Genomic DNA, 17950 nt, shown 5'->3' on the forward strand with positions numbered 1-17950 from the left:
TTGCACGGCGGGATTCCCACCTTCGAGTGATTGGCAAGCACGGGGCTTGGCGCGGAGACTGAGCCTCGCTAGCGAGGAGGGTGTCTAGATGGCTGGATCTCCGACCGCACGACGTCGGCGACTGTCGTTCGAGTTGAAGAAGCTCCGAGAGTCAAGCGGAATGACCTGTGCGCAAGTTGGCGCCGCTGTGGACTGGAGCGGCTCCAAGGTGAACCGGATGGAGACCGGCCACGGGCGCGTACAACCGTCCGACGTGGAAGCCCTGTGTCGGCTCTACGAAACCACGGCCGAGATGCGGGATTTCCTCAAGTCTCTGGCCCGCCAGGCCAAGACGAAGGGGTGGTGGCAGGTCCACGGGTCGGGCGTGCCGGAGTGGTTCAACATCTACATCGGCCTGGAACAGGAAGCGGACTCGTTTCGCCAATACCAGTGCGAGATCGTCCCGGGCTTGATGCAGACACCCACGTACATCCGAGAGCTGCACGTCGCGGGCTCGCACATGAAGCCGGAGGATGCGGAGCGAGCCATCCGCGTCAGGCTCGAACGCCAGGAGATGCTGTCGCGCCAGGACCCCGCGCCGCCGGACGCTTGGTTCGTCATCAGCGAGGCAGCACTGCGGAACGTCGTCGGCGACCACGCCGTCATGCGGGACCAGCTCGAGCGCCTACTGGAGGCCGCTCAACTCCCCGCGATCACTCTCCAAGTGCTGGCTTTCGACTCAGGAACACGCCCTCTGACCGGGCCGTTCACCATCCTCGGCTTCCCAGACCAAGAAGACCCTGACGTCGTGTACCGGGACGGCATCACCGATGCCGTGTACCTCGAAGGGGAGCATCATGTTCGGGAGTACACGCGAGCGTTCGACGGGCTCAGGGCAGCCGCCCTCAGTCCCCATCGATCCCTCCGCCTGATCGAGAACACCATCAAGGAGTACGCGCAGTGATCGTGAACAACGAGCGTGGCGTGGATCGTTCGGAGAACATCGACCAGCTCGACTGGTTCAAGGCGTCGTACAGCAACGGAGCCGGCGGCGAGTGCCTGGAGTGCGCCATAGCCCCCAAGGGGTCCGTCCTCATACGAGACTCCAAGTGGTCGAGCAGCGACGTCCTCACCTTCGGCCCGCGAGCTTGGACCGGCTTCCTGCGCCTGGCTAACTCCCGGTCACAAGCTGCCGGTTGACCCACACATCAGGCACCCGGCGGCCGCGGCACCGCGCCAACGCCCCCCGAATCTCCCCCGCCACCCCCTCCGCCCGCCCCCGCAGATCCTCCGCCGTGACGGCAAGGACCGGGAGGCCCGCCGCGGCGAGGCGGTTGCGGTGGGAGAGGGTGCGGCGCCAGGAGGACGGGTCCAGGTGGTACTCGCGGGAGTCGACCTCCAGGGCCAGGCCCTCCGCCGGCCAGTACGCGTCCGGGCGGGCCAGGAACGCGCCGGTCGCCGGGTCGTGGAGGTTCGGGTTCCACAGGGGTTCCGGGAGGGCGAAGGTGTGGATCAGCGTGCGGGCGTCGGCCTCCAGGGGTGAGTGGACGCCCGCCGCCAGGTGGGCCGTCGACCTCGCCACGTACGGGGCGTAGCGGCGCCGCGACGCCGCCAGTTCCGCCAGCAGGTCCTCCGGCGTGCAGAAGCCCCGCTGCACCGCCTCCGCAAGCAGCGCGGTCACGTCCGCCTCGCAGCGCAGCCCCGGCACCGCGTCCGCCACCGCCCGCGCGACGGCCGCGCAGCCCAGGCCCGCCATCGGGTGGTTCTCCGGCATACGGCGCGTGCGGTGCACCTTCACGTACGACGTTCCGCGCGCGCCCGCCCCCTCGTACGGCACCAGTACGTCCACCCACCGCAACCGCTCCGGGCGCGGCGCCGCGCGGAAACCGTGGGTCGCGAGTGCCGCGTGCCCGGTCAGCAGGGAGTGCTCACCCGCGTACAGGAGCGCCGCGCGCATGCGCTGGCGTGGGGTCGGGGTGCCGGAGTGGAGGAGGTGGACCCGCGGCAGCAGCCGCTGCCACGGGCCGCCGCGGCGGCAACGTTGGTCCGTGGTCGAGTTCGCGCAGCCGAGTTCCATCAGCTGTTCGCGTGTGAGGAGTTGGTCCTGGGTGAGGGCGAGCGGGTGGCGGGCCAGGGTGCGCATGGATGTGGCGTTCACGTTCGGTTTGTGCCCGCCGCCTGCGCGCTCACCTTCCCGTACCCGGCTTGTGGCGGGGCGCGGACCGGACTGTGACGGCTCAGCACCGTTCCGCCGTGATCTCGCGTCACAGTCCCACGCGACCGCGAGACCCAGGTCACATTCCGCGCTGTCACACTTCCGCTCCCGGCTCCGTCACATCTACGTAGCCATCAACAAGGCCCGCGCAGGGCGTACCCGAGGAGCCCACCATGGAAGCCCGCCTCAACCCCTTCACCAGCCCCCTCGCCGGGAAGGTCATCAAGCACATCAACTCCGCCGGGAAGGTCGTCGCCGACTCCTCGCTTCCCGCCGTCACCCAGGAACTCGTGAAGATCCGGGCCAGCCAGATCAACGGGTGCGGGTTCTGCACCGACATGCACACCAAGGACGCCGCGCACGCCGGCGAGACCCAGCAGCGGCTCAACCTCGTCGCCGCCTGGCGCGAGGCCACCGTGTTCACCGACGCCGAGCGCGCCGCCCTCGAACTCACCGAGCAGGGCACCCGGATCGCCGACGCCGCCGGCGGCGTCCCCGACGAGGTGTGGGCGAACGCCGCGAAGCACTACGACGAGGAGCAGCTCACCGCCCTCGTCTCGCTGATCGCGATCATCAACGTCTACAACCGCATGAACGTCATGGTGCAGATGCCCGCCGGGTCCTACCAGCCCGGCCAGTTCGCCTGACGGACCCAGGGCGTAACCTCACAAATGGGCGGGACCGGACCACCCGGACCACTTTCAGGCCCCGGACCACCCACGGTCCCCGGCCCGCCCACCGGAAGCCGCTTCCGGACGCCACTACGCAGGAGGTTCACCCCATGGCCCGCGCCCTCCCCACCGCCCCGATAGCCGCCGCCGGACTCGTCGGGGGCTACGCCACCGCCCGGTTCACCAAGAAGCGGCAGCTGGGCGGCGCCGTGCTCGCCGTGGCCGGGGCCGCCGCCGCGACGCAGTGGACGAAGACGCGGGGCGGGAAGGTCGCGGGGGCGCTGACCGGCGCGTACGTCGCCGCGTTCGCCGGGTCGCACCCGCTGGCCAAGAAGGTCGGGGCGTGGCCCGCCGTGTTCGGAGCGGCGGGTGTCGTCGCCGCCGCGTCGTACGTCCTCGTGGACCGCCGCGCCGCCTAATCGGCGCGGACGTGCGTGAGCACGTTCACCACCTTGCCCTGCGGGTCCCGTACGAAGAAGCGGCGCACGCCCCACTCCTCGTCCCGCAGGTCGTGGACGATCTCGGCGCCCGCCGCGCGCAGCGCCTCGTACACCCCGTCCACGTCGTCCACCTCCACGCTGATGTCCGGCACCACCGGGCCCGTCGCCTCGTGCGTGAAGAACTGGATCTGGGCGGTGGGATCGGACGGGGAGACCATCGTCATGATCCAGCCCATGTTCATGGCCTCGCGGAAGCCGAGGGTTTCGTAGAAGTCGCGGTTCGTCCTCATCGCCGCCTCGTCGGGCACTGACACGTTCGGGACTGCCCTGCGGATGTGGGTGTGCGTCTCGTTCTCGTCGGTTGCCATGGACGTCATCGTCCCCGGAACGTCGCCCTGTACGCCCCCGGCGACACCCCGAGCACCGCCTGGAAGTGCTGCCGCAGCGTCGTCCCGGAACCGAAGCCCGTCTCCGCCGCCACTCGGTCCACCGTGTGATCCGTCCGCTCCAGCAACTCCCGCGCCCGGTCCACCCGTTGACGGTTCAGCCACGTCATCGGAGTCAGACCGGTCTCCTCGCGGAAGCGGCGGTTGTACGTGCGGACCGACATGGCGTCGCGCGCGGCCAGCTGCGCCAGGGTCAGGGGGTCCGCCAGTCGCCCCAGCGCCCACTCCCGCGAGCGGGACGTCGACGAAGGGCCGCCCGGCTCCTCCAACGGCACCGGCCGCTGGATGTACTGCGCCTGGCCGCCCTCCCGGTGCGGCGGCACCACCGTGCGGCGCGCCAGCTCCGTCGCCACCGCCGCGCCGTGGTCCTCGCGGATCATGTGCAGGCACAGATCGATGCCCGCGGCCTCCCCCGCCGACGTCAGCACCCGGCCCTCGTCGACGTAGAGGACGTCCGCGTCGACCGTCACCGACGGGAACGCGCGGGCGAAGCGGGCCGAGGACATCCAGTGCGTCGTCGCCCGGCGGCCGTCCAGGAGGCCCGCCGCCGCCAGGACGAACGAGCCCGTGCAGATCGACGCCACCCGGCCGCGGACCGCCGACAGCGACTCGGCCAGTTCGGCGTCCAGATCCCCCGCCCGGAGCTCCTCGTCCGACTCGTGCGATGCCGGGACCAGCACCGTGTCCGCCGCCGCCACCGCCTCCAGGCCGTGCTCCGCGTAGATCGGGAAGTCGGCGTCCGTACGGATCCGGCCGGGGCGGGGCGCGCACGTCGTCACCTCGTAGAGGCGCTCCCCCGTGACCGGGTCGCGGGCCGTCCCGAAGAGCTGGTGGACCAGGCCCAGCTCCATGGGCAGGACCCCGTCCCGTACGAGGACCGCCACCGGCTGACGGCGGCGCCTCGCGCGCGTTCCGCTCATGGCTGCGCCCCACTCATCGCCGCGCTCCGCTCATGGCCGCGCTCCGCTCATGGCCGCGCCCCACTCATGGTCACGCCCCGCTCATCGCCGCATCGCCCTACGCCCCCAGCGCCCGCGACACCGTGAAGATCAGCAGGCCCGCCAGCGAACCCACCACCGTGCCGTTGATCCGGATGAACTGCAGGTCACGGCCGATGTGCGCCTCGATCTTGCGGGTCGTGTGCTCGGCGTCCCAGCCCGCGACCGTGTCCGTGATCAGCGACGTGATCTCCGCCCGGTACGTCGTCACGACGTACACCGCCGCGCCCTCCACCCAGCCGTCGACCTTCGAGCGGACATCCGGCTCCGACGCCATCCGGCGGCCCAGCGACAGCAGCGAGGCCCGCGCCCGCAGACGCAGCTCGCTGCGCTCGTCCTCGGCCGCCGCGACGATCATCTGGCGGACCGCGGACCACGCCGAAGCGATGATGTCCTGCACCTCGGAACGGCCCAGGATCTCCGACTTCAGACGCTCCACCCGCTCCCGGGTGTCCGAGTCCGACTGGAGGTCACCCGCGAAGTCGCCCAGGAAACGGTCGAGCGCGCCGCGCGCCGGGTGGTCCGGCATGTCGCGCATCTCCGTCACGAAACGCAGCAGTTCCTTGTAGACGCGCTCGCCCACCCGCTTGTCGACGAAACGTGGCGTCCAGCCGGGGGCGCCGCCCTCCACCGCGTCCATCACCGAGGCGGAGTGCAGCACCAGCCAGTCATGGGCGCGGGCGCACACCAGGTCGACGACCCGCTTGTGGCCGCCGTCCGCCACCACCTTCTCCAGCATCTTGCCGAGGCCCGGCGCGATCTCCGCGTTGTCCGCGCGGCGTGTGATGGCCTCGCCGACGATCGCCTGCACATCGGAGTCGCGCAGCACCGTCAGAGCGCCCCGCAGCGCCGTCGCCGCCTCCGCCGTCACCCGATCGGCGTGCTCCGGCTCCGCGAGCCAGGAACCGAGACGGCCCGCGATGCCGACGGAGCGCAGCCGGTCCCGTACGACCTCGCCCGACAGGAAGTTCTCGCCGACGAACTCGCCGAGCGAGACACCCAGCTGATCCTTCTTCTTCGGGATGATCGCCGTGTGCGGGATCGGGATGCCCAGCGGGTGCCGGAACAGCGCCGTGACCGCGAACCAGTCGGCCAGCGCGCCCACCATGCCGGCCTCCGCGGCCGCCGCGACATACCCCGCCCAGGTGCCCGCCCCCTGGTGCTCCGCCCACGTCGCCAGTACGTAGACCAGCGCCACGAAGACCAGCAGCCCGGTCGCCATCAGCTTCATCCGGCGCACGCCGCGCCGCTTCTCCTCGTCGGCCGCCGTGAACTCGGCGACGAAGCGGCGGGCGGGATGGGAGGGGCGGGTGGGCCCCGAGGACCGGGATTGGCCCGATGTGGCGCGGGAAGACTCCCCGGTGTCCACTTCGGCCGCTTCAACCGCTTTGCCCGCTGTACCCGCTGTGTCGTACGCCCCCGGAGACTCCCCCCGGGACACACCCCGGGACGCCCCCTCGGCCCCCTGGGCCCCGCGCTTCACGTCGCCGTCCACTCAGCCCACTCCGCATCGGTCATCGGCCCGACTCGTCGACTTCGACTCGACTGTCATCCGCCTCACACATTGTCCCTTCCTGACCTACTCCCGGAACGAACCAAAGGTTCCCGGCGTCTACCTGTCCGGAGGGGGGCAGTGTCGGCCCCCACCCGCCCCATGACGCATCATGGATTCATCACATCGGAGCCTCGGGCTCCCCCTGCCCGAGGAGACACACACCGCATGACCAAGCGTCACGGTTATGCCTTGTTGACCGCGCTCGCCGCGATCGTCGTGATGATCTCTGCCGCCATCTACGTGGGCTTCTCAGGAGTCCTCGGCGGCGACGACAACATAGAGGCGGGCGGCGCACACCCGCGCAGCTCCGCCGCACCCGCCTCCACCGGCACCTGGACCGGCAGCTGGTCCGCCTCCCCCGCGGGCGGCGAACCCGGCACGGAGACGAACGGCTACTACGGCCACTCCATCCGCAACATCGTGCACACCAGCGTCGGCGGCAACGCCGCACGCATCACCCTCTCCAACCTGTACGGGCAGTCGCCCCTGCGCATCACGCACGCCTCCATCGCCGTGGCCTCGGCACCCAACAACCCGACGGCCCTGTCCGACACGATGCGCCGCCTGACGTTCAACGGGAACTCCTCGGTCGTCATCCAGCCCGGCCGACAGGCCGTCAGCGACGCGCTGCGGATCACCGTGCCCAGCGACTCCGACATCCTGGTCACCACGTACTCGCCGACGCCGTCCGGACCGGTCACGTACCACCCGCAGGCCCGCCAGATGTCGTACGTCGCCCGCGGTGACCGCACCGAGGACCCCAGCGGCACGCTCTACAACCAGCAGAGCCCGTACTGGCGCTACCTCAGCGCCCTCGACGTGCTCAGCAACGAGGCGCAGGGCACCGTCGTCGTCATCGGCGACTCCCTCACCGACGGCATCACCTCCACCATGGGCGCCAACCGCCGGTGGACGGACATACTCGCCGAGCGACTGCGCACCGAGTCGGACGCCCCGCGCTACGGCGTCGTCAACCAGGGCATCAGCGGCAACCGGATACTGGCCGACGGCTTCGGCCGCCCCGCCAACAACCCGAGCGGCCTCTCCCGCTTCGAGCGCGACGTGCTCAGCCGCTCCGGCGCCCGCGCCGTCGTCATCGACCTCGGCATCAACGACATCCTGCGCACGCCGCAGCAGACCGACCCCACGAAGATCGTCGACGGCCTGAAGGAAATGGTCCGCCAGTCGCACGCGCGCGGCCTGCGGGTCGTCGGCGCGACGCTCATGCCGTTCCAGGGCCACCCCGGCTACCGCCCGAACCTCGAGGCGGTCCGCCAGTCCGTGAACGCGCAGATCCGCGCCGGCAAGGTCTTCGACAGCTACGCCGACTTCGACCGCGCCCTGCGCGACCCGTACAACCCGCGCCGCCTCCTGGACCAGTACGACTCCGGCGACCACCTCCACCCCAGCGACGCGGGCTACCGCAAGATGGCGGAGACCGTGGACCTGTCGTCGCTGCGGGGGTCGACGGGGGCGGAGCTGTAACCGGTACCGGCTGAGACCGGCGACGTACGACGAAGGGCGCCCCACTGCCGGGGCGCCCTTTCGTGTGTGCGGCTGGAGGGACTCGAACCCTCACGGGATTTCTCCCACGGGCTCCTAAGGCCCGGGCGTCTGCCAATTCCGCCACAACCGCAACAAACCGGACATTGCGCCTGGCTGGCGCGTTCCGCCCCGTCAGTGTACGGCGACGCCGCTCGGCACGGGAGCGCGCCCGCCACCTCGGCACCAAGTACTGGTCAGCGCATGGCAGTTGGGACACAGGTAGCGCAGGTTCTCCCGACGGTTGTCCAACGGGTCGGCATTGATGTGGTCGATCTCCAGGACCAACCTCTTGCCTTGCCACAGCTCGCCCTGATCGCATCCGTCACACACACGCGGTACACCGATGTCGTCAAGCGCCCGGCGCAGCAGGGAGGTGCGGGTGCGTCGACTGCCGGCGGGATGGTTTACAAGGATTTCCTGCGCAGGTCTACGCGTGGGCGAGGAGGCACCGGCGCGGTGTGCCTGCCCGGTGAAGTGCTCGGTCGAGAGACCGTACTCGTCGATGCTGCGCTTCGCCTTGGCGCGAGCCTTGCCGTTCATGGGCGCCAGCCCCAGGTGGCGCAGCAGGTCGGCCAACCCTTTGGCCTCGGCGACAGCTTGTGTGAATTCCGCTTCCGGGAAGAGGCTTTGACCCGCCGTCCCGCGGCGCGAGGTGAAGTGGCTGGTGTCGATACCGAACCTCTCCAGCTTTCTCTTCACCAGTCCGTACGGCCCGTCCTCCGGGGGAATGCCCATGTGCACGAACATCTCGCGGATGCTGATGGAGCAGGCCGCCGCTTCGGCCAGGGCCTCCTTGGAGTACGACCGCTTCGGTCGTTCGGGCAACGGTTCGTCCCGGAAGTGAGACGTGTCGATCCCGTAGTGGACGAGTCGACTGCTCAAGTAGTGACGGGGACCACTGCCGATTGGAGATCCAACTCGGCGCATGAGGTCGACCAGACTGGAGGAGGCCGCTGCGGTCTCCTCCAAGAGCGCTCGCGGGTACTTACTCACGCGGACCTCCGCTTCCGGCCGCGGTAGGTGTCCGTCACCGAATGACAGTTGGGGCAAACGAGACGCAGATTCCCCGGGCGGTTGTCCCACCATTCGCCGTTGAGGTGATCCACCTCAAGTGGAATTGCCTGTCCTCGCCATTCCGAGCGCCCACACATCGAGCACTGCTCCGGAACTCCGAGCCGAACCAGTTCCCGGCGGAGACGGACGCCGTGGATCCGCCCGTCGCTTGGAGAGCCCAGGATCAGCGAGTCCGCGACCGCTCGCCTTGTCCTCTGTTCTGGGGGCGCGAAGTGTGAGGTGTCGATCCCCAGAGCCGTGATTCGGCGACTGATGTGGGTGCAGTTACCGCCGACGTTGGCGATCCCCAGGCGCAGCACCACGTCCCTGACGGAGCACGACTCCGCGACCGCCGCCCGCAGCGCCTCCTCCGTGTGCCGTACCGCCCCGTGTTGGAAGTGCGAGGTGTCGATGCCGGCCTCGGTCATCTTCTGGTGGAGGTACCGCTTGCTGTACCTCGTCGGCTCACCCCCGCAGTACCGAACCGCCTCGTCCCACGTCCCCGCGTTCCGGGCCGCTGCCTCCAGCAGGTTCCGGGTGTATCGCTGCCCCGTCATGTGTGCCCTCCCCTTTTCGGCCGCGCGTTCGCGGTCTCGTACAGGGCAACGAAATGAAAATCGGACCGTCACGCACGGAATGCGGAACGGTCCGAACTGTGGGGGCGGGCCACATACGGGGGGGGTGTGGCCCGCCCCCACAAGGAGCAAGGGAGGGGTGTCAGAACTTCGGCGTAGGTGCCTGGGATTCGACCATCTCGGCGGCCTCCTCGTCCGTCGCCACCGAGGGCGGGGAGCCGGCCAGGGGCTGCTTGGCGGTTTCCTTCATGCAGGCGACCGCGATGATGCCGACGAGGGCCGCGGCCATCGAGTAGTACGCGGGCATCATGTCGGAGCCGGTGAGGCCGATCAGGGCGGTGATGACCAGGGGGGTCGTGCCGCCGAAGATCGAGGCCGAGAGGTTGTAGCCGACCGAGAGGGAGCCGTAGCGGACCTGGGTCGGGAAGAGGGCCGGGAGGGCCGCCGACATGGTGCCGAGGAGGCAGACCAGGGAGAGGCCCAGGAGGAGCATGCCGAGGGAGACCGCCCACAGGGCGCCGTTCTTGACCAGGAGGAAGGACGGGACCGAGAGGACGAAGAAGCCGATCATGCCGGCCATGAGGAGCGGCTTGCGGCCGAAGCGGTCGGAGAGCTTGCCGACCTGGTTGATGATGCACATCAGGACGATCATCGTGACGATGAGGATCAGCAGGCCGTGCGTCTCCGAGTAGCCCATCTCGTCCGACAGGTAGGTCGGCATGTACGAGAGGAGCATGTAGTCGGTGATGTTGTACGCGCCGACGAGGCAGATGCAGAGGATCAGGCTCGGCCAGTAGTCACGGAAGATCTTGGCCAGGTCGCCCTTGGCCGTGGCCTCCACGGAGGATGCGGCGTCGGTCGCGCGGTGCGAGGACTCGTCCTCCAGCTTCTGGAAGGCGGGGGTCTCGTCGAGGCGGAGCCGCAGGTAGAGGCCGACCAGGCCGATGGGGCCCGCGACGAGGAACGGGATGCGCCAGCCCCAGGACTCCATGCCGTCGCTGCCGAGCCACGCCGTCAGGATCGTGACCAGGCCCGCCGCGCCGACGTAGCCGGCGAGCGTGCCGAACTCCAGGAAGCTGCCGAAGAATCCGCGCTTCTTGTCGGGGGCGTACTCGGCGATGAAGGTGGAGGCGCCGCCGTACTCACCGCCGGTGGAGAAGCCCTGGACGAGCCGGAAGAAGATCAGCAGGACCGGGGCCCAGAAGCCGATCGTCGCGTAGGACGGGATCAGGCCGATCGCGAAGGTGCCGATGGCCATGAGGATCATCGTCAGTGCGAGGACCTTCTTGCGGCCGACCTTGTCACCCATGGGGCCGAAGACCATGCCGCCGATCGGGCGTACGAGGAACGAGACCGCGAAGGTCGCGAACGACGAGATCAGCTGGACGGTGTCGTTCCCGGACGGGAAGAAGACGTGGCCGATGGTGACGGCGAGGTAGGAGTAGATGCCGAAGTCGAACCACTCCATGGCATTACCGAGCGAGGCCGCCTTCACCGCGCGCTTCACCGCGGTGTCGTCGGTGACGGTGATGTCGGTGCGGCGCAGCGGCGGGTTCTTGCGCCGCTTGACGGCGCGGAACAAGGCGCGGTGACGCTTGACCGCCTCCGGGTCGGGCACCAGCCCTTCCTCGGTGTCGGTGGTCATGGGGTGGATCCCTTCTCTGACTGCAAAGCGTTTCCAGGTTCCACCTGCTCACGGTCGTTGGTTGCAAACGAAAGTCCCAAGCGATCGGGACTTTCGTCACAACCTTTCGTCCCCAACCTCCGCCAATGACCGGACTTCCGCATGTGGAGCGGGTCCGGAAGGTGCGGGATTTCTCAGATGCCGAGATCCTTGATGATCTTCGCTACGTGGCCGGTCGCCTTGACGTTGTAGAGGGCGCGCTCGACCTTTCCTTCCTCGTCGACGACCACCGTTGAGCGGATCACTCCGGTGACGACCTTCCCGTAGAGCTTCTTCTCGCCGAATGCGCCGTAGGCCTCGAGGACCTTCTTCTCGGGGTCGCCCACCAGGGTGACCTTGAGGCTTTCCTTCTCGCGGAACTTGGCGAGCTTCTCGGGCTTGTCGGGGGAGACGCCGATGACGTCGTAGCCGGCCTCGGCGAGGACGTCGAGGTTGTCGGTGAAGTCGCAGGCCTGCTTGGTGCAGCCGGGGGTAAGGGCGGCGGGGTAGAAGTAGACGATCGTCTTGCGGCCCTTGTGGTCGGCGAGGGAGACCTCGTTGCCGTCGGCGTCGGGCAGGGTGAAGGCGGGCGCGGTGTCGCCGGGCTGCAGTCGCTCGCTCATGGGGGCCTCCTGGGGCGTCGTGACAAGTGGTCGTGGCAAGTGGACTCGGTTGAGCGTACTGACCTTGCCGTCCGGGGCGCCGAGTGCTCGTCTTGAGCTGGTTTGTCCGGCTGGGGGTACGGGGGTTGTCCCCCGGATGAGAGCAGCATGGGGGTGCCGGGGGGTGGGTCGGGCGGCGAGCTGACAGACTGTCCATTACTCATACGCAGTGAGAGCAGCGACCTTGGAGGCAGCGCGGTGTCGCACATGTCCAGCACGCCGGATACCCCGGATACGCGAACCCCGGCTCAGATCGAGGCGGACATCAAGCGCCGCCGCGACACCCTGGCCGAGACGCTCGACGAGATCGGGATCCGGGTGCACCCGAAGACGATCGTCGGCGATGCGAAGGCCAAGGTCGCCTCGCAGGTCGACCACACTCTCGGGCGGGCGTACGTCGGGGCGAACCGGCTGGTCTCCGAGGTGAAGGGGCAGCTGGTTTCGGAGGAGGGCGCGCCGCGTCTGGAGCGGATCGTGCCAATCGCGCTCGTCGTGGTCGGGGTGACCGGGCTCCTCGTGGTGGGTTCGCGGCGCCGCAAGCGCTGAGCGTGGGGCGGCCCCGGTGGTGTGCCGGCGGCGTACGAAGGGGCGACCCGGCGGCGTACAAGTGCGCGTGGGGCAGGTAAGTTCGTCGGCGTGAGCGCCAATCCCGATAAGCACAGCACCCGCCATGACGACAAACTGCCCATCCGGATGCTGCACGACCGTGTGCTCGTGCGGCAGGACTCCTCGGAGGGCGAGCGGCGCAGTGGCGGCGGCATTCTGATTCCCGCGACGGCTGCGGTCGGTAAGCGTCTTGCCTGGGCCGAGGTTGTCGCGGTCGGGCAGAACGTGCGGGCGGTGGAGCCGGGTGACCGGGTGCTGTTCGATCCGGAGGACCGGGCGGAGGTCGAGGTGCGGGGTGTCGCGTACGTGCTGATGCGCGAGCGGGATCTGCACGCGGTGGCGGCCGACCGGTTCGAGGGTTCCGAGGATTCGACGGGCCTGTACCTGTAGCCGACCGTCTGTGCACGTAAGGGCTGGTGACCGTGGTCACCAGCCTTTTTCAGTTGTCCGGCCTCACGGGGATCTCAGGGCGCCCAGGGGGTTCACGGCCGTGTCGCCGGGGCTGGGTGAGTCGGTGGGTTCTTCGCTGTCCGTCGGTTCTTCGGAGGGCGGCGTCTCGCTCGACGGTTCGTCGGAGGGGGTCTCCTCGTCCGAGGGTGTCGCGGAGGCGGTGTCCGAGGGGGATTCGGTCGCCGTTTCCGAGGTGGATTCCGGGGTCGAGGGCAGCGGTTCCTCTTCGGCGCCGCTCTGGAGGTCCAGGTCGAAGTCGTTCGCCGGGGTGCCGGAGAGGGCGGCCTGGGTGAACTGGGCCCAGATCTGTGCCGGGTACCCGCCGCCGTTGATTCGCGGCAGGCCGGTCGCCCCGTACAGCGGGGTCTGTGCGCCGGAGACCGGGTCCTGGCCCATCACGGAGACGACGGTGGCGAGGTCGGGGGTGTAGCCGGCGAACCAGGCGGCCTTGTCCTCCTCCGCGGTGCCGGTCTTGCCGGCGGCGGGGCGGCCCGCGGCCTTGGCGGCGGTGCCGGTGCCGCCGTCGACGACCGACTTGAGGATCGTCGTGGTGGTGTCGGCGGCCTGGCGGGGAACGGCCTGCCGGGTCTCCTTCTTGGGGAGCGTGATGCCCTCCCCGTTCTTGGTGATCGAGTCGAGCAGCGTGTACCTGCCGTGTTCCCCGTGGTTGGCGAGCGTCGCGTAGGCCTCGGTCATGTCGAGGACGGACGCGGTGGACGGGCCGAGGGCGATCGACGGGGAGGCGGTGAGGTCCGGGGTGTCCGAGGGGATGCCGAGGTCGAGGGCGGTCTGCTTGACCTTGTCGGAGCCGACGTCGACGGCCATCTGCGCGTACACCGCGTTGACGGACTTGTCGGTGGCCTCGCTGACGGTGATGTTGCCGTAGGAGCGGTCGTCCTCGTTGGCGGGGGCGTAGTGGCCGCCGTCCCAGCCCTGTACGGGGCGCTTGTTGGTGCCGTCGTAGATGGTGCTGGGGGTGATGCGGCGGCCGTCCTGGGTGGTCGAGGCGTTCTCGACGGCGGACGTGAACACGAACGGCTTGAACGTGGAGCCGACCTGGTAGTCGCGGCGGGTGGCGTTGTTGACGTACTGCTTGGTGTAGTCGACGCCGCCGTACATGGCGCGGACCTTGCCGTTGGAGGGGTCGATGGCGGCGCCGCCCGCGCGGACGTTCTTGTCGATGTCGCGGGCGTCCTTGTCGAGCTTCGACATCAGCTGGTCGTCTACGGCCTTCTGGAAGGCGTCCTGCTTCTTCTTCTGGAGCGTGGTGGTGATGCGGTAGCCGCCGCCGGCGAGGGTGTCCTCGTCGAGGATCTTGTTGTCGGTGATGTAGTCCTTCACGGCCTGGACGAGGTAGCCGCGCTGTCCGGAGAGGCCGGAGGGTGCCTTCGCCTGGTCGGGGGCGGGGAACTTCATGTTCTCGCGGTCGGAGGCGTCGAGCCAGCCCTCCTTGACCATGCCGTCGAGCACGTAGTTCCAGCGGGCGGTGGCGGCGTCCTTGTTCTCGGGGTGGGCGGCGACGTCGTACGCGCTGGGGGCGTTGACGAGGGCGGCGAGGTAGGCGCCCTGGGCGGCCGACAGGTCCTGGACGTCCTCGCCGTAGTAGGCCTGGGCGGCGGCCTGGATGCCGTACGCGTTGCGCCCGAAGTAGCTGGTGTTGAGGTAGCCCTCGAGGATGTCGTCCTTGGACTTCTCGCGGTCCAGCTTGATGGAGATGAAGAACTCCTTCACCTTCCGGGTGACGGTCTGCTCCTGGCCGAGGTAGTAGTTCTTCACGTACTGCTGGGTGATGGTGGAGCCGGACTGTTTGCCCTTGCCGGTGAGCGTGTACCAGGCGGCGCGCAGCATGGCCTGCGGGTCGACGGCGGACTCGGAGTAGAAGTCGCGGTCCTCGGCGGCGAGCACGGCGTGCTGCACCGGTTTGGGGATCTGAGTGAGGCTCACGTTCTCCCGGTTGACCTCGCCGTCGCGGGCGATCTGGCTGCCGTCGGCGTACAGGTAGACGTTGCTCTGGGCGGTCGCCGCGGAGTTGGCGGCGGGGATGTCCACGAGGGCGTAGCCGAGTGCGAACAGGCCGATGCACAGCAGGACGAAGCCGATGATGCCGCCGAGCACCATCCGCCAGGTGGGGATCAGGCGTCGCCAGCCGGTGCGCTTGGGGCGTTTGGCCTTGCCGGTGGCGACGGGTGTGGCGCCGGCCGCGTCGTGCGTCGCCGGGTCCCGGGGCTCCGTCGGCTGCTCAGGCTGGTCGGGCTGCGCAGGCTGGTCAGGCTGGTCGGGCTGCTGGGGCTGCTCCGGCTCGTCGCTGCTCATGTCCTGTGGAACTCCTGATCCGCCTCGTACGTCACGTACGCCTCGTATGGCACATAAGACCTCTAAGACTCCTACATCGCGCGGAAAATCCGTGGCAGGCGACGCGCCCTCCAACTAGGCTCCTGCGCTTCGGCCCATTTCGCGAGGGGGACTGGACTGGTGGGAGCAGTGCGGCTGTACGCGACCGTCGCGGCCGGAGGTTTCCGCAGATACGCCACCTATCGCGGGGCGACGCTCGCCGGGGTCTTCACGAACACCGTGTTCGGCCTGATCATCGCCTGCACCTATATCGCGCTGTGGGACGAGCGGCCGCACCTCGGCGGGTACGACCAGTCGCAGGCACTGACGTTCGTGTGGGTCGGGCAGGCGATGTTCGCGGTGATGGTGCTGCAGATCGGCGGCGGTTTCGAGACCGATCTGATGGAGCGGATCCGCAGCGGGGACATCGCCGTCGACCTGTACCGGCCGGTGGATCTGCAGTTCTGGTGGCTGGCGCAGGACCTGGGCCGGGCCGCGTTCCAGTTCCTGGGGCGCGGGCTCGTGCCGATGGCGGTGGGGTCGCTGATCTTCCGACTGGCGCTGCCCACGGACCCGTTGAGATGGCTGGCGTTCCTGCTGACGCTGCTCGCGGGGGCGGCGGTGAGCTTCGCGATCCGGTATCTGGTGGCGCTGTCCGCGTTCTGGCTGCTCGACGGCAGCGGGGTGGTGCAGATGTCGGGGCTCGTGTCGACGTTCCTTTCGGGGATGCTGCTGCCGCTGAACGTGTTCCCGGGCGCCTTCGGCGAGTTCGCCCGCGCGCTGCCGTGGTCGGCGCTGCTGCAGGTGCCCGCGGATGTGCTGCTGGGCGAGCGGGGCGTGGCGGGTGCGCTGCTGTTCCAGGGGGCGTGGGCGGTGGTGCTGCTCGGCGCGGGGCGGCTGCTGCAGTCCGCGGCGACACGGAGGGTGGTGCTTCAGGGTGGCTGAGCGGGGCACGGTGGTGGGCGAGGCGGCGCGGACGTACCGCCTGGTGGGCGGGATGTGGATCCGGTCGACGATGACGTACCGGGCGTCGTTCCTGATGACGGTCTTCGGGAACTTCGCGGTGACCGGCCTGGAGTTCGTCGGGATCCTGCTGATGTTCTCGCAGGTGGACCGGCTGGGCGGGTACGGGCTGCACGAGATCGCGTTCCTGTACGGGGCGGCGGGCACGTCGTTCGGGCTCGCCGACCTGGCGTTCGGTTCGGTGGGGCGGCTCGGGCAGCGGGTGCGGGACGGCACGCTCGACACGTTCCTGGTGCGGCCCGCGCCGGTGCTCGCGCAGGTCGCGGCGGACCGGTTCGCGCTGCGCAGGCTGGGGCGGGTGACGCAGGGCGTGGTGGTGCTCGGCTACGGCGTCACGGCGATCGACGTGGCGTGGACGCCGCTGAAGGTGCTGCTCGTGCCGGCCCTGGTGGTCAGCGGCGGCGCCATCTTCACGGCCGTGTTCATCGCGGGCGCGGCCTTCCAGATCGTGGCGCAGGACGCCTCCGAGGTGCAGAACGCGGCGACGTTCGGCGGCAACGCGATGCTCAGCTATCCGCCGACGGTGTTCGGCGACTCGCTGCTGCGGGGCGTCACCTTCGTCCTCCCGCTCGCCTTCGTGAACTGGCTGCCCGGCCTCTACATCCTGGGCCGCCCCTTTCCGCTCGACCTGCCGCGGTGGGTGGCGTTCGCGCCGCCGCTGGTGGCGGCCGCATGTCTGGCCCTCGCGCTGTTCGCCTGGCGGGCGGCGCTTCGTACGTATCGCAGCACGGGGAGTTGACGTGGCATCGACGGGTGATGAGTTCATTCGGCTCGACGAGGTCGAGAAGGTCTTCGACGTACGGCGCAAGACGGGCTTCATGCGGCGGGAGCGGCGCGAGGTGCGGGCCGTGGACTCGCTGAGCTTCAGTGTGCGGCGCGGCGAGATGGTCGGCTACATCGGGCCGAACGGTGCGGGCAAGTCGACGACGATCAAGATGCTGACGGGGATCCTGACGCCGAGCGGGGGCCGGGTCCGGGTCGCCGGGATCGATCCGTCGCGCGAGCGGGGGCGCCTGGCTCAGCGCATGGGTGTGGTCTTCGGGCAGCGGACGACGCTGTGGTGGGACCTGCCGCTGATCGACTCGTACCGCCTGATGCGCCGCATGTACCGCATCGAGGACCGGACCTACGAGGAGAACCTGGCCCGCTGCGTCGAACTCCTGGAACTGGGCGACCTGTTGGACGTGCCGGTACGGCAGCTGTCGCTCGGGCAGCGGATGCGCGGGGACATCGCGGCGGCGCTCCTGCACGACCCGGAGGTGCTGTACCTCGACGAGCCGACGATCGGCCTGGACGTCGTATCGAAGGTCAAAGTGCGGGGATTCCTGCGGGACTTGAACGCGGACCGCGGCACGACGGTCCTCCTCACGACGCACGACCTGACCGACATCGAGCAGCTGTGCCGCCGCGTGATGGTCATCGACCACGGGAAACTCATGTACGACGGCGAACTGGAGGGCCTGCACGCGACGGGCGGCGCGGCGGCGGAGCGCACGCTCGTCGTGGACCTGGAGCGCGAACTGCCGCCGCTGGGCGTGGAGTTCGCGCGGGTGGTGAAGGTGGAGGGGGCGCGGCAGTGGCTGGCGTTCCCCGCCGGGCAGTCGGCGGCGCCGCTCGTGGCACGGATCGCGGAACGGTATCCGCTGGTCGACCTGTCGGTGCGCGAGCCGGACATCGAGGCGGTGATCGCGCGGATGTACGCGCGGGACACGTCCGTAGCGCCTTGACGCCGACCTTC

General features: G+C 69.4%; 19 protein-coding genes and 1 tRNA gene. 10 read left to right on the forward strand and 10 right to left on the reverse strand.

Going from position 1 to position 17950, the window contains the following annotated elements; genetic code table 11:
• Positions 1-88 precede the first annotated feature (88 nt).
• Together ACFV9W_RS15305 and ACFV9W_RS15310 are read left to right on the forward strand one after the other, a co-directional pair.
• Positions 89-943: a helix-turn-helix domain-containing protein gene (locus ACFV9W_RS15305; protein WP_385760226.1), complete on the forward strand. Its 855-nt coding sequence runs from the start codon at positions 89-91 to the stop codon at positions 941-943.
• Positions 940-1179 carry a DUF397 domain-containing protein gene (locus ACFV9W_RS15310; protein WP_385760229.1) on the forward strand — a complete coding sequence of 80 codons (240 nt, stop codon included), beginning with the start codon at positions 940-942 and terminating at the stop codon, positions 1177-1179. Before ACFV9W_RS15305 ends, ACFV9W_RS15310 begins: the two co-directional genes overlap by 4 nt.
• Here ACFV9W_RS15310 and ACFV9W_RS15315 read toward each other — a convergent pair.
• Complete coding sequence (locus ACFV9W_RS15315; RefSeq protein ID WP_385760232.1) at positions 1151-2137, reverse strand: hypothetical protein; 987 nt, start codon at positions 2135-2137, stop codon at positions 1151-1153. The two genes, ACFV9W_RS15310 and ACFV9W_RS15315, sit on opposite strands and share 29 nt — an antisense overlap.
• Positions 2138-2367: 230 nt before the next feature.
• On the opposite strand from ACFV9W_RS15315, the gene ACFV9W_RS15320 reads away from it, so the two are divergent.
• Together ACFV9W_RS15320 and ACFV9W_RS15325 are read left to right on the forward strand one after the other, a co-directional pair.
• Positions 2368-2841, forward strand: a complete 474-nt coding sequence (locus ACFV9W_RS15320; RefSeq protein ID WP_385760235.1) for a carboxymuconolactone decarboxylase family protein — start codon at positions 2368-2370, stop codon at positions 2839-2841.
• Positions 2842-2975: 134 nt separating this feature from the next.
• Positions 2976-3284 (forward strand): hypothetical protein, encoded by a 309-nt coding sequence (locus ACFV9W_RS15325; protein WP_385760238.1) that lies wholly within the window; start codon positions 2976-2978, stop codon positions 3282-3284.
• On the opposite strand, the gene ACFV9W_RS15330 is transcribed toward ACFV9W_RS15325, so the two are convergent.
• From ACFV9W_RS15330 to ACFV9W_RS15340, 3 genes are all read right to left on the reverse strand, one after another.
• The gene (locus tag ACFV9W_RS15330; protein ID WP_385760241.1) at positions 3281-3673 is read right to left on the reverse strand and encodes a VOC family protein; all 393 of its coding nucleotides are present in this window, start codon (positions 3671-3673) and stop codon (positions 3281-3283) included. The genes ACFV9W_RS15325 and ACFV9W_RS15330 overlap by 4 nt on opposite strands.
• 5 nt (positions 3674-3678) lie before the next feature.
• Positions 3679-4671, reverse strand: a complete 993-nt coding sequence (locus ACFV9W_RS15335; RefSeq protein ID WP_385760244.1) for a GlxA family transcriptional regulator — start codon at positions 4669-4671, stop codon at positions 3679-3681.
• A gap of 97 nt (positions 4672-4768) precedes the next feature.
• Positions 4769-6118 carry a DUF445 domain-containing protein gene (locus ACFV9W_RS15340; protein WP_385760247.1) on the reverse strand — a complete coding sequence of 450 codons (1350 nt, stop codon included), beginning with the start codon at positions 6116-6118 and terminating at the stop codon, positions 4769-4771.
• A gap of 351 nt (positions 6119-6469) precedes the next feature.
• On the opposite strand from ACFV9W_RS15340, the gene ACFV9W_RS15345 reads away from it, so the two are divergent.
• The gene (locus ACFV9W_RS15345; protein ID WP_385760250.1) at positions 6470-7789 is read left to right on the forward strand and encodes an SGNH/GDSL hydrolase family protein; all 1320 of its coding nucleotides are present in this window, start codon (positions 6470-6472) and stop codon (positions 7787-7789) included.
• A gap of 67 nt (positions 7790-7856) precedes the next feature.
• Here ACFV9W_RS15345 and ACFV9W_RS15350 read toward each other — a convergent pair.
• The 5 genes from ACFV9W_RS15350 to bcp all read right to left on the reverse strand — a co-directional run bounded on the left by ACFV9W_RS15350 (position 7857) and on the right by bcp (position 11763).
• Positions 7857-7940, reverse strand: a tRNA-Leu gene (locus ACFV9W_RS15350).
• Positions 7941-7981: 41 nt separating this feature from the next.
• Positions 7982-8731, reverse strand: a complete 750-nt coding sequence (locus ACFV9W_RS15355) for an HNH endonuclease signature motif containing protein (protein ID WP_385760253.1) — start codon at positions 8729-8731, stop codon at positions 7982-7984.
• A 107-nt stretch (positions 8732-8838) separates the two neighbouring features.
• Complete coding sequence (locus ACFV9W_RS15360) at positions 8839-9459, reverse strand: HNH endonuclease (RefSeq protein ID WP_385760256.1); 621 nt, start codon at positions 9457-9459, stop codon at positions 8839-8841.
• 160 nt (positions 9460-9619) lie between these two features.
• Positions 9620-11122: a glycine betaine/L-proline transporter ProP gene (proP, locus tag ACFV9W_RS15365; RefSeq protein WP_385760257.1), complete on the reverse strand. Its 1503-nt coding sequence runs from the start codon at positions 11120-11122 to the stop codon at positions 9620-9622.
• Positions 11123-11295: 173 nt separating this feature from the next.
• Complete coding sequence (bcp, locus tag ACFV9W_RS15370) at positions 11296-11763, reverse strand: thioredoxin-dependent thiol peroxidase (RefSeq protein WP_385760260.1); 468 nt, start codon at positions 11761-11763, stop codon at positions 11296-11298.
• A 246-nt stretch (positions 11764-12009) separates the two neighbouring features.
• On the opposite strand from bcp, the gene ACFV9W_RS15375 reads away from it, so the two are divergent.
• Together ACFV9W_RS15375 and ACFV9W_RS15380 are read left to right on the forward strand one after the other, a co-directional pair.
• The gene (locus ACFV9W_RS15375) at positions 12010-12348 is read left to right on the forward strand and encodes a DUF3618 domain-containing protein (protein ID WP_385760261.1); all 339 of its coding nucleotides are present in this window, start codon (positions 12010-12012) and stop codon (positions 12346-12348) included.
• A 147-nt stretch (positions 12349-12495) separates the two neighbouring features.
• Positions 12496-12798: a co-chaperone GroES gene (locus tag ACFV9W_RS15380; protein ID WP_266718636.1), complete on the forward strand. Its 303-nt coding sequence runs from the start codon at positions 12496-12498 to the stop codon at positions 12796-12798.
• 63 nt (positions 12799-12861) lie between these two features.
• Here ACFV9W_RS15380 and ACFV9W_RS15385 read toward each other — a convergent pair whose 3' ends face one another.
• Positions 12862-15171, reverse strand: coding sequence for a transglycosylase domain-containing protein (locus ACFV9W_RS15385; protein ID WP_385760264.1), 2310 nt, complete (start codon positions 15169-15171; stop codon positions 12862-12864).
• A gap of 168 nt (positions 15172-15339) precedes the next feature.
• Here ACFV9W_RS15385 and ACFV9W_RS15390 point away from each other — a divergent pair, with 168 nt between their 5' ends.
• The 3 genes from ACFV9W_RS15390 to ACFV9W_RS15400 are packed head-to-tail and all read left to right on the forward strand — an operon-like array spanning position 15340 to position 17939.
• Positions 15340-16134 (forward strand): ABC transporter permease, encoded by a 795-nt coding sequence (locus ACFV9W_RS15390; protein WP_385760402.1) that lies wholly within the window; start codon positions 15340-15342, stop codon positions 16132-16134.
• 52 nt (positions 16135-16186) lie between these two features.
• Complete coding sequence (locus ACFV9W_RS15395) at positions 16187-16951, forward strand: ABC transporter permease (protein WP_385760405.1); 765 nt, start codon at positions 16187-16189, stop codon at positions 16949-16951.
• Position 16952: 1 nt separating this feature from the next.
• Positions 16953-17939, forward strand: a complete 987-nt coding sequence (locus ACFV9W_RS15400) for an ATP-binding cassette domain-containing protein (protein ID WP_385760267.1) — start codon at positions 16953-16955, stop codon at positions 17937-17939.
• Positions 17940-17950: the final 11 nt, after the last annotated feature.

It is taken from the genome of Streptomyces sp. NPDC059897 (assembly GCF_042730865.1).
Taxonomy (GTDB): Bacteria; Actinomycetota; Actinomycetes; order Streptomycetales; family Streptomycetaceae; genus Streptomyces.

Bases quoted from the DNA above. Each gene is read 5' to 3' on its own strand.
- ACFV9W_RS15305 (WP_385760226.1), top strand. From the start codon at position 89: ATGGCTGGATCTCCGACCGCACGACGTCGGCGACTGTCGTTCGAGTTG.
- ACFV9W_RS15320 (WP_385760235.1), top strand. From the start codon at position 2,368: ATGGAAGCCCGCCTCAACCCCTTCACCAGCCCCCTCGCCGGGAAGGTC.
- ACFV9W_RS15325 (WP_385760238.1), top strand. From the start codon at position 2,976: ATGGCCCGCGCCCTCCCCACCGCCCCGATAGCCGCCGCCGGACTCGTC.
- ACFV9W_RS15330 (WP_385760241.1), bottom strand. From the start codon at position 3,673: ATGGCAACCGACGAGAACGAGACGCACACCCACATCCGCAGGGCAGTC.
- ACFV9W_RS15335 (WP_385760244.1), bottom strand. From the start codon at position 4,671: ATGAGCGGAACGCGCGCGAGGCGCCGCCGTCAGCCGGTGGCGGTCCTC.
- ACFV9W_RS15345 (WP_385760250.1), top strand. From the start codon at position 6,470: ATGACCAAGCGTCACGGTTATGCCTTGTTGACCGCGCTCGCCGCGATC.
- ACFV9W_RS15360 (WP_385760256.1), bottom strand. From the start codon at position 9,459: ATGACGGGGCAGCGATACACCCGGAACCTGCTGGAGGCAGCGGCCCGG.
- proP (WP_385760257.1), bottom strand. From the start codon at position 11,122: ATGACCACCGACACCGAGGAAGGGCTGGTGCCCGACCCGGAGGCGGTC.
- bcp (WP_385760260.1), bottom strand. From the start codon at position 11,763: ATGAGCGAGCGACTGCAGCCCGGCGACACCGCGCCCGCCTTCACCCTG.
- ACFV9W_RS15375 (WP_385760261.1), top strand. From the start codon at position 12,010: ATGTCCAGCACGCCGGATACCCCGGATACGCGAACCCCGGCTCAGATC.
- ACFV9W_RS15380 (WP_266718636.1), top strand. From the start codon at position 12,496: ATGCTGCACGACCGTGTGCTCGTGCGGCAGGACTCCTCGGAGGGCGAG.
- ACFV9W_RS15385 (WP_385760264.1), bottom strand. From the start codon at position 15,171: ATGAGCAGCGACGAGCCGGAGCAGCCCCAGCAGCCCGACCAGCCTGAC.
- ACFV9W_RS15395 (WP_385760405.1), top strand. From the start codon at position 16,187: ATGTGGATCCGGTCGACGATGACGTACCGGGCGTCGTTCCTGATGACG.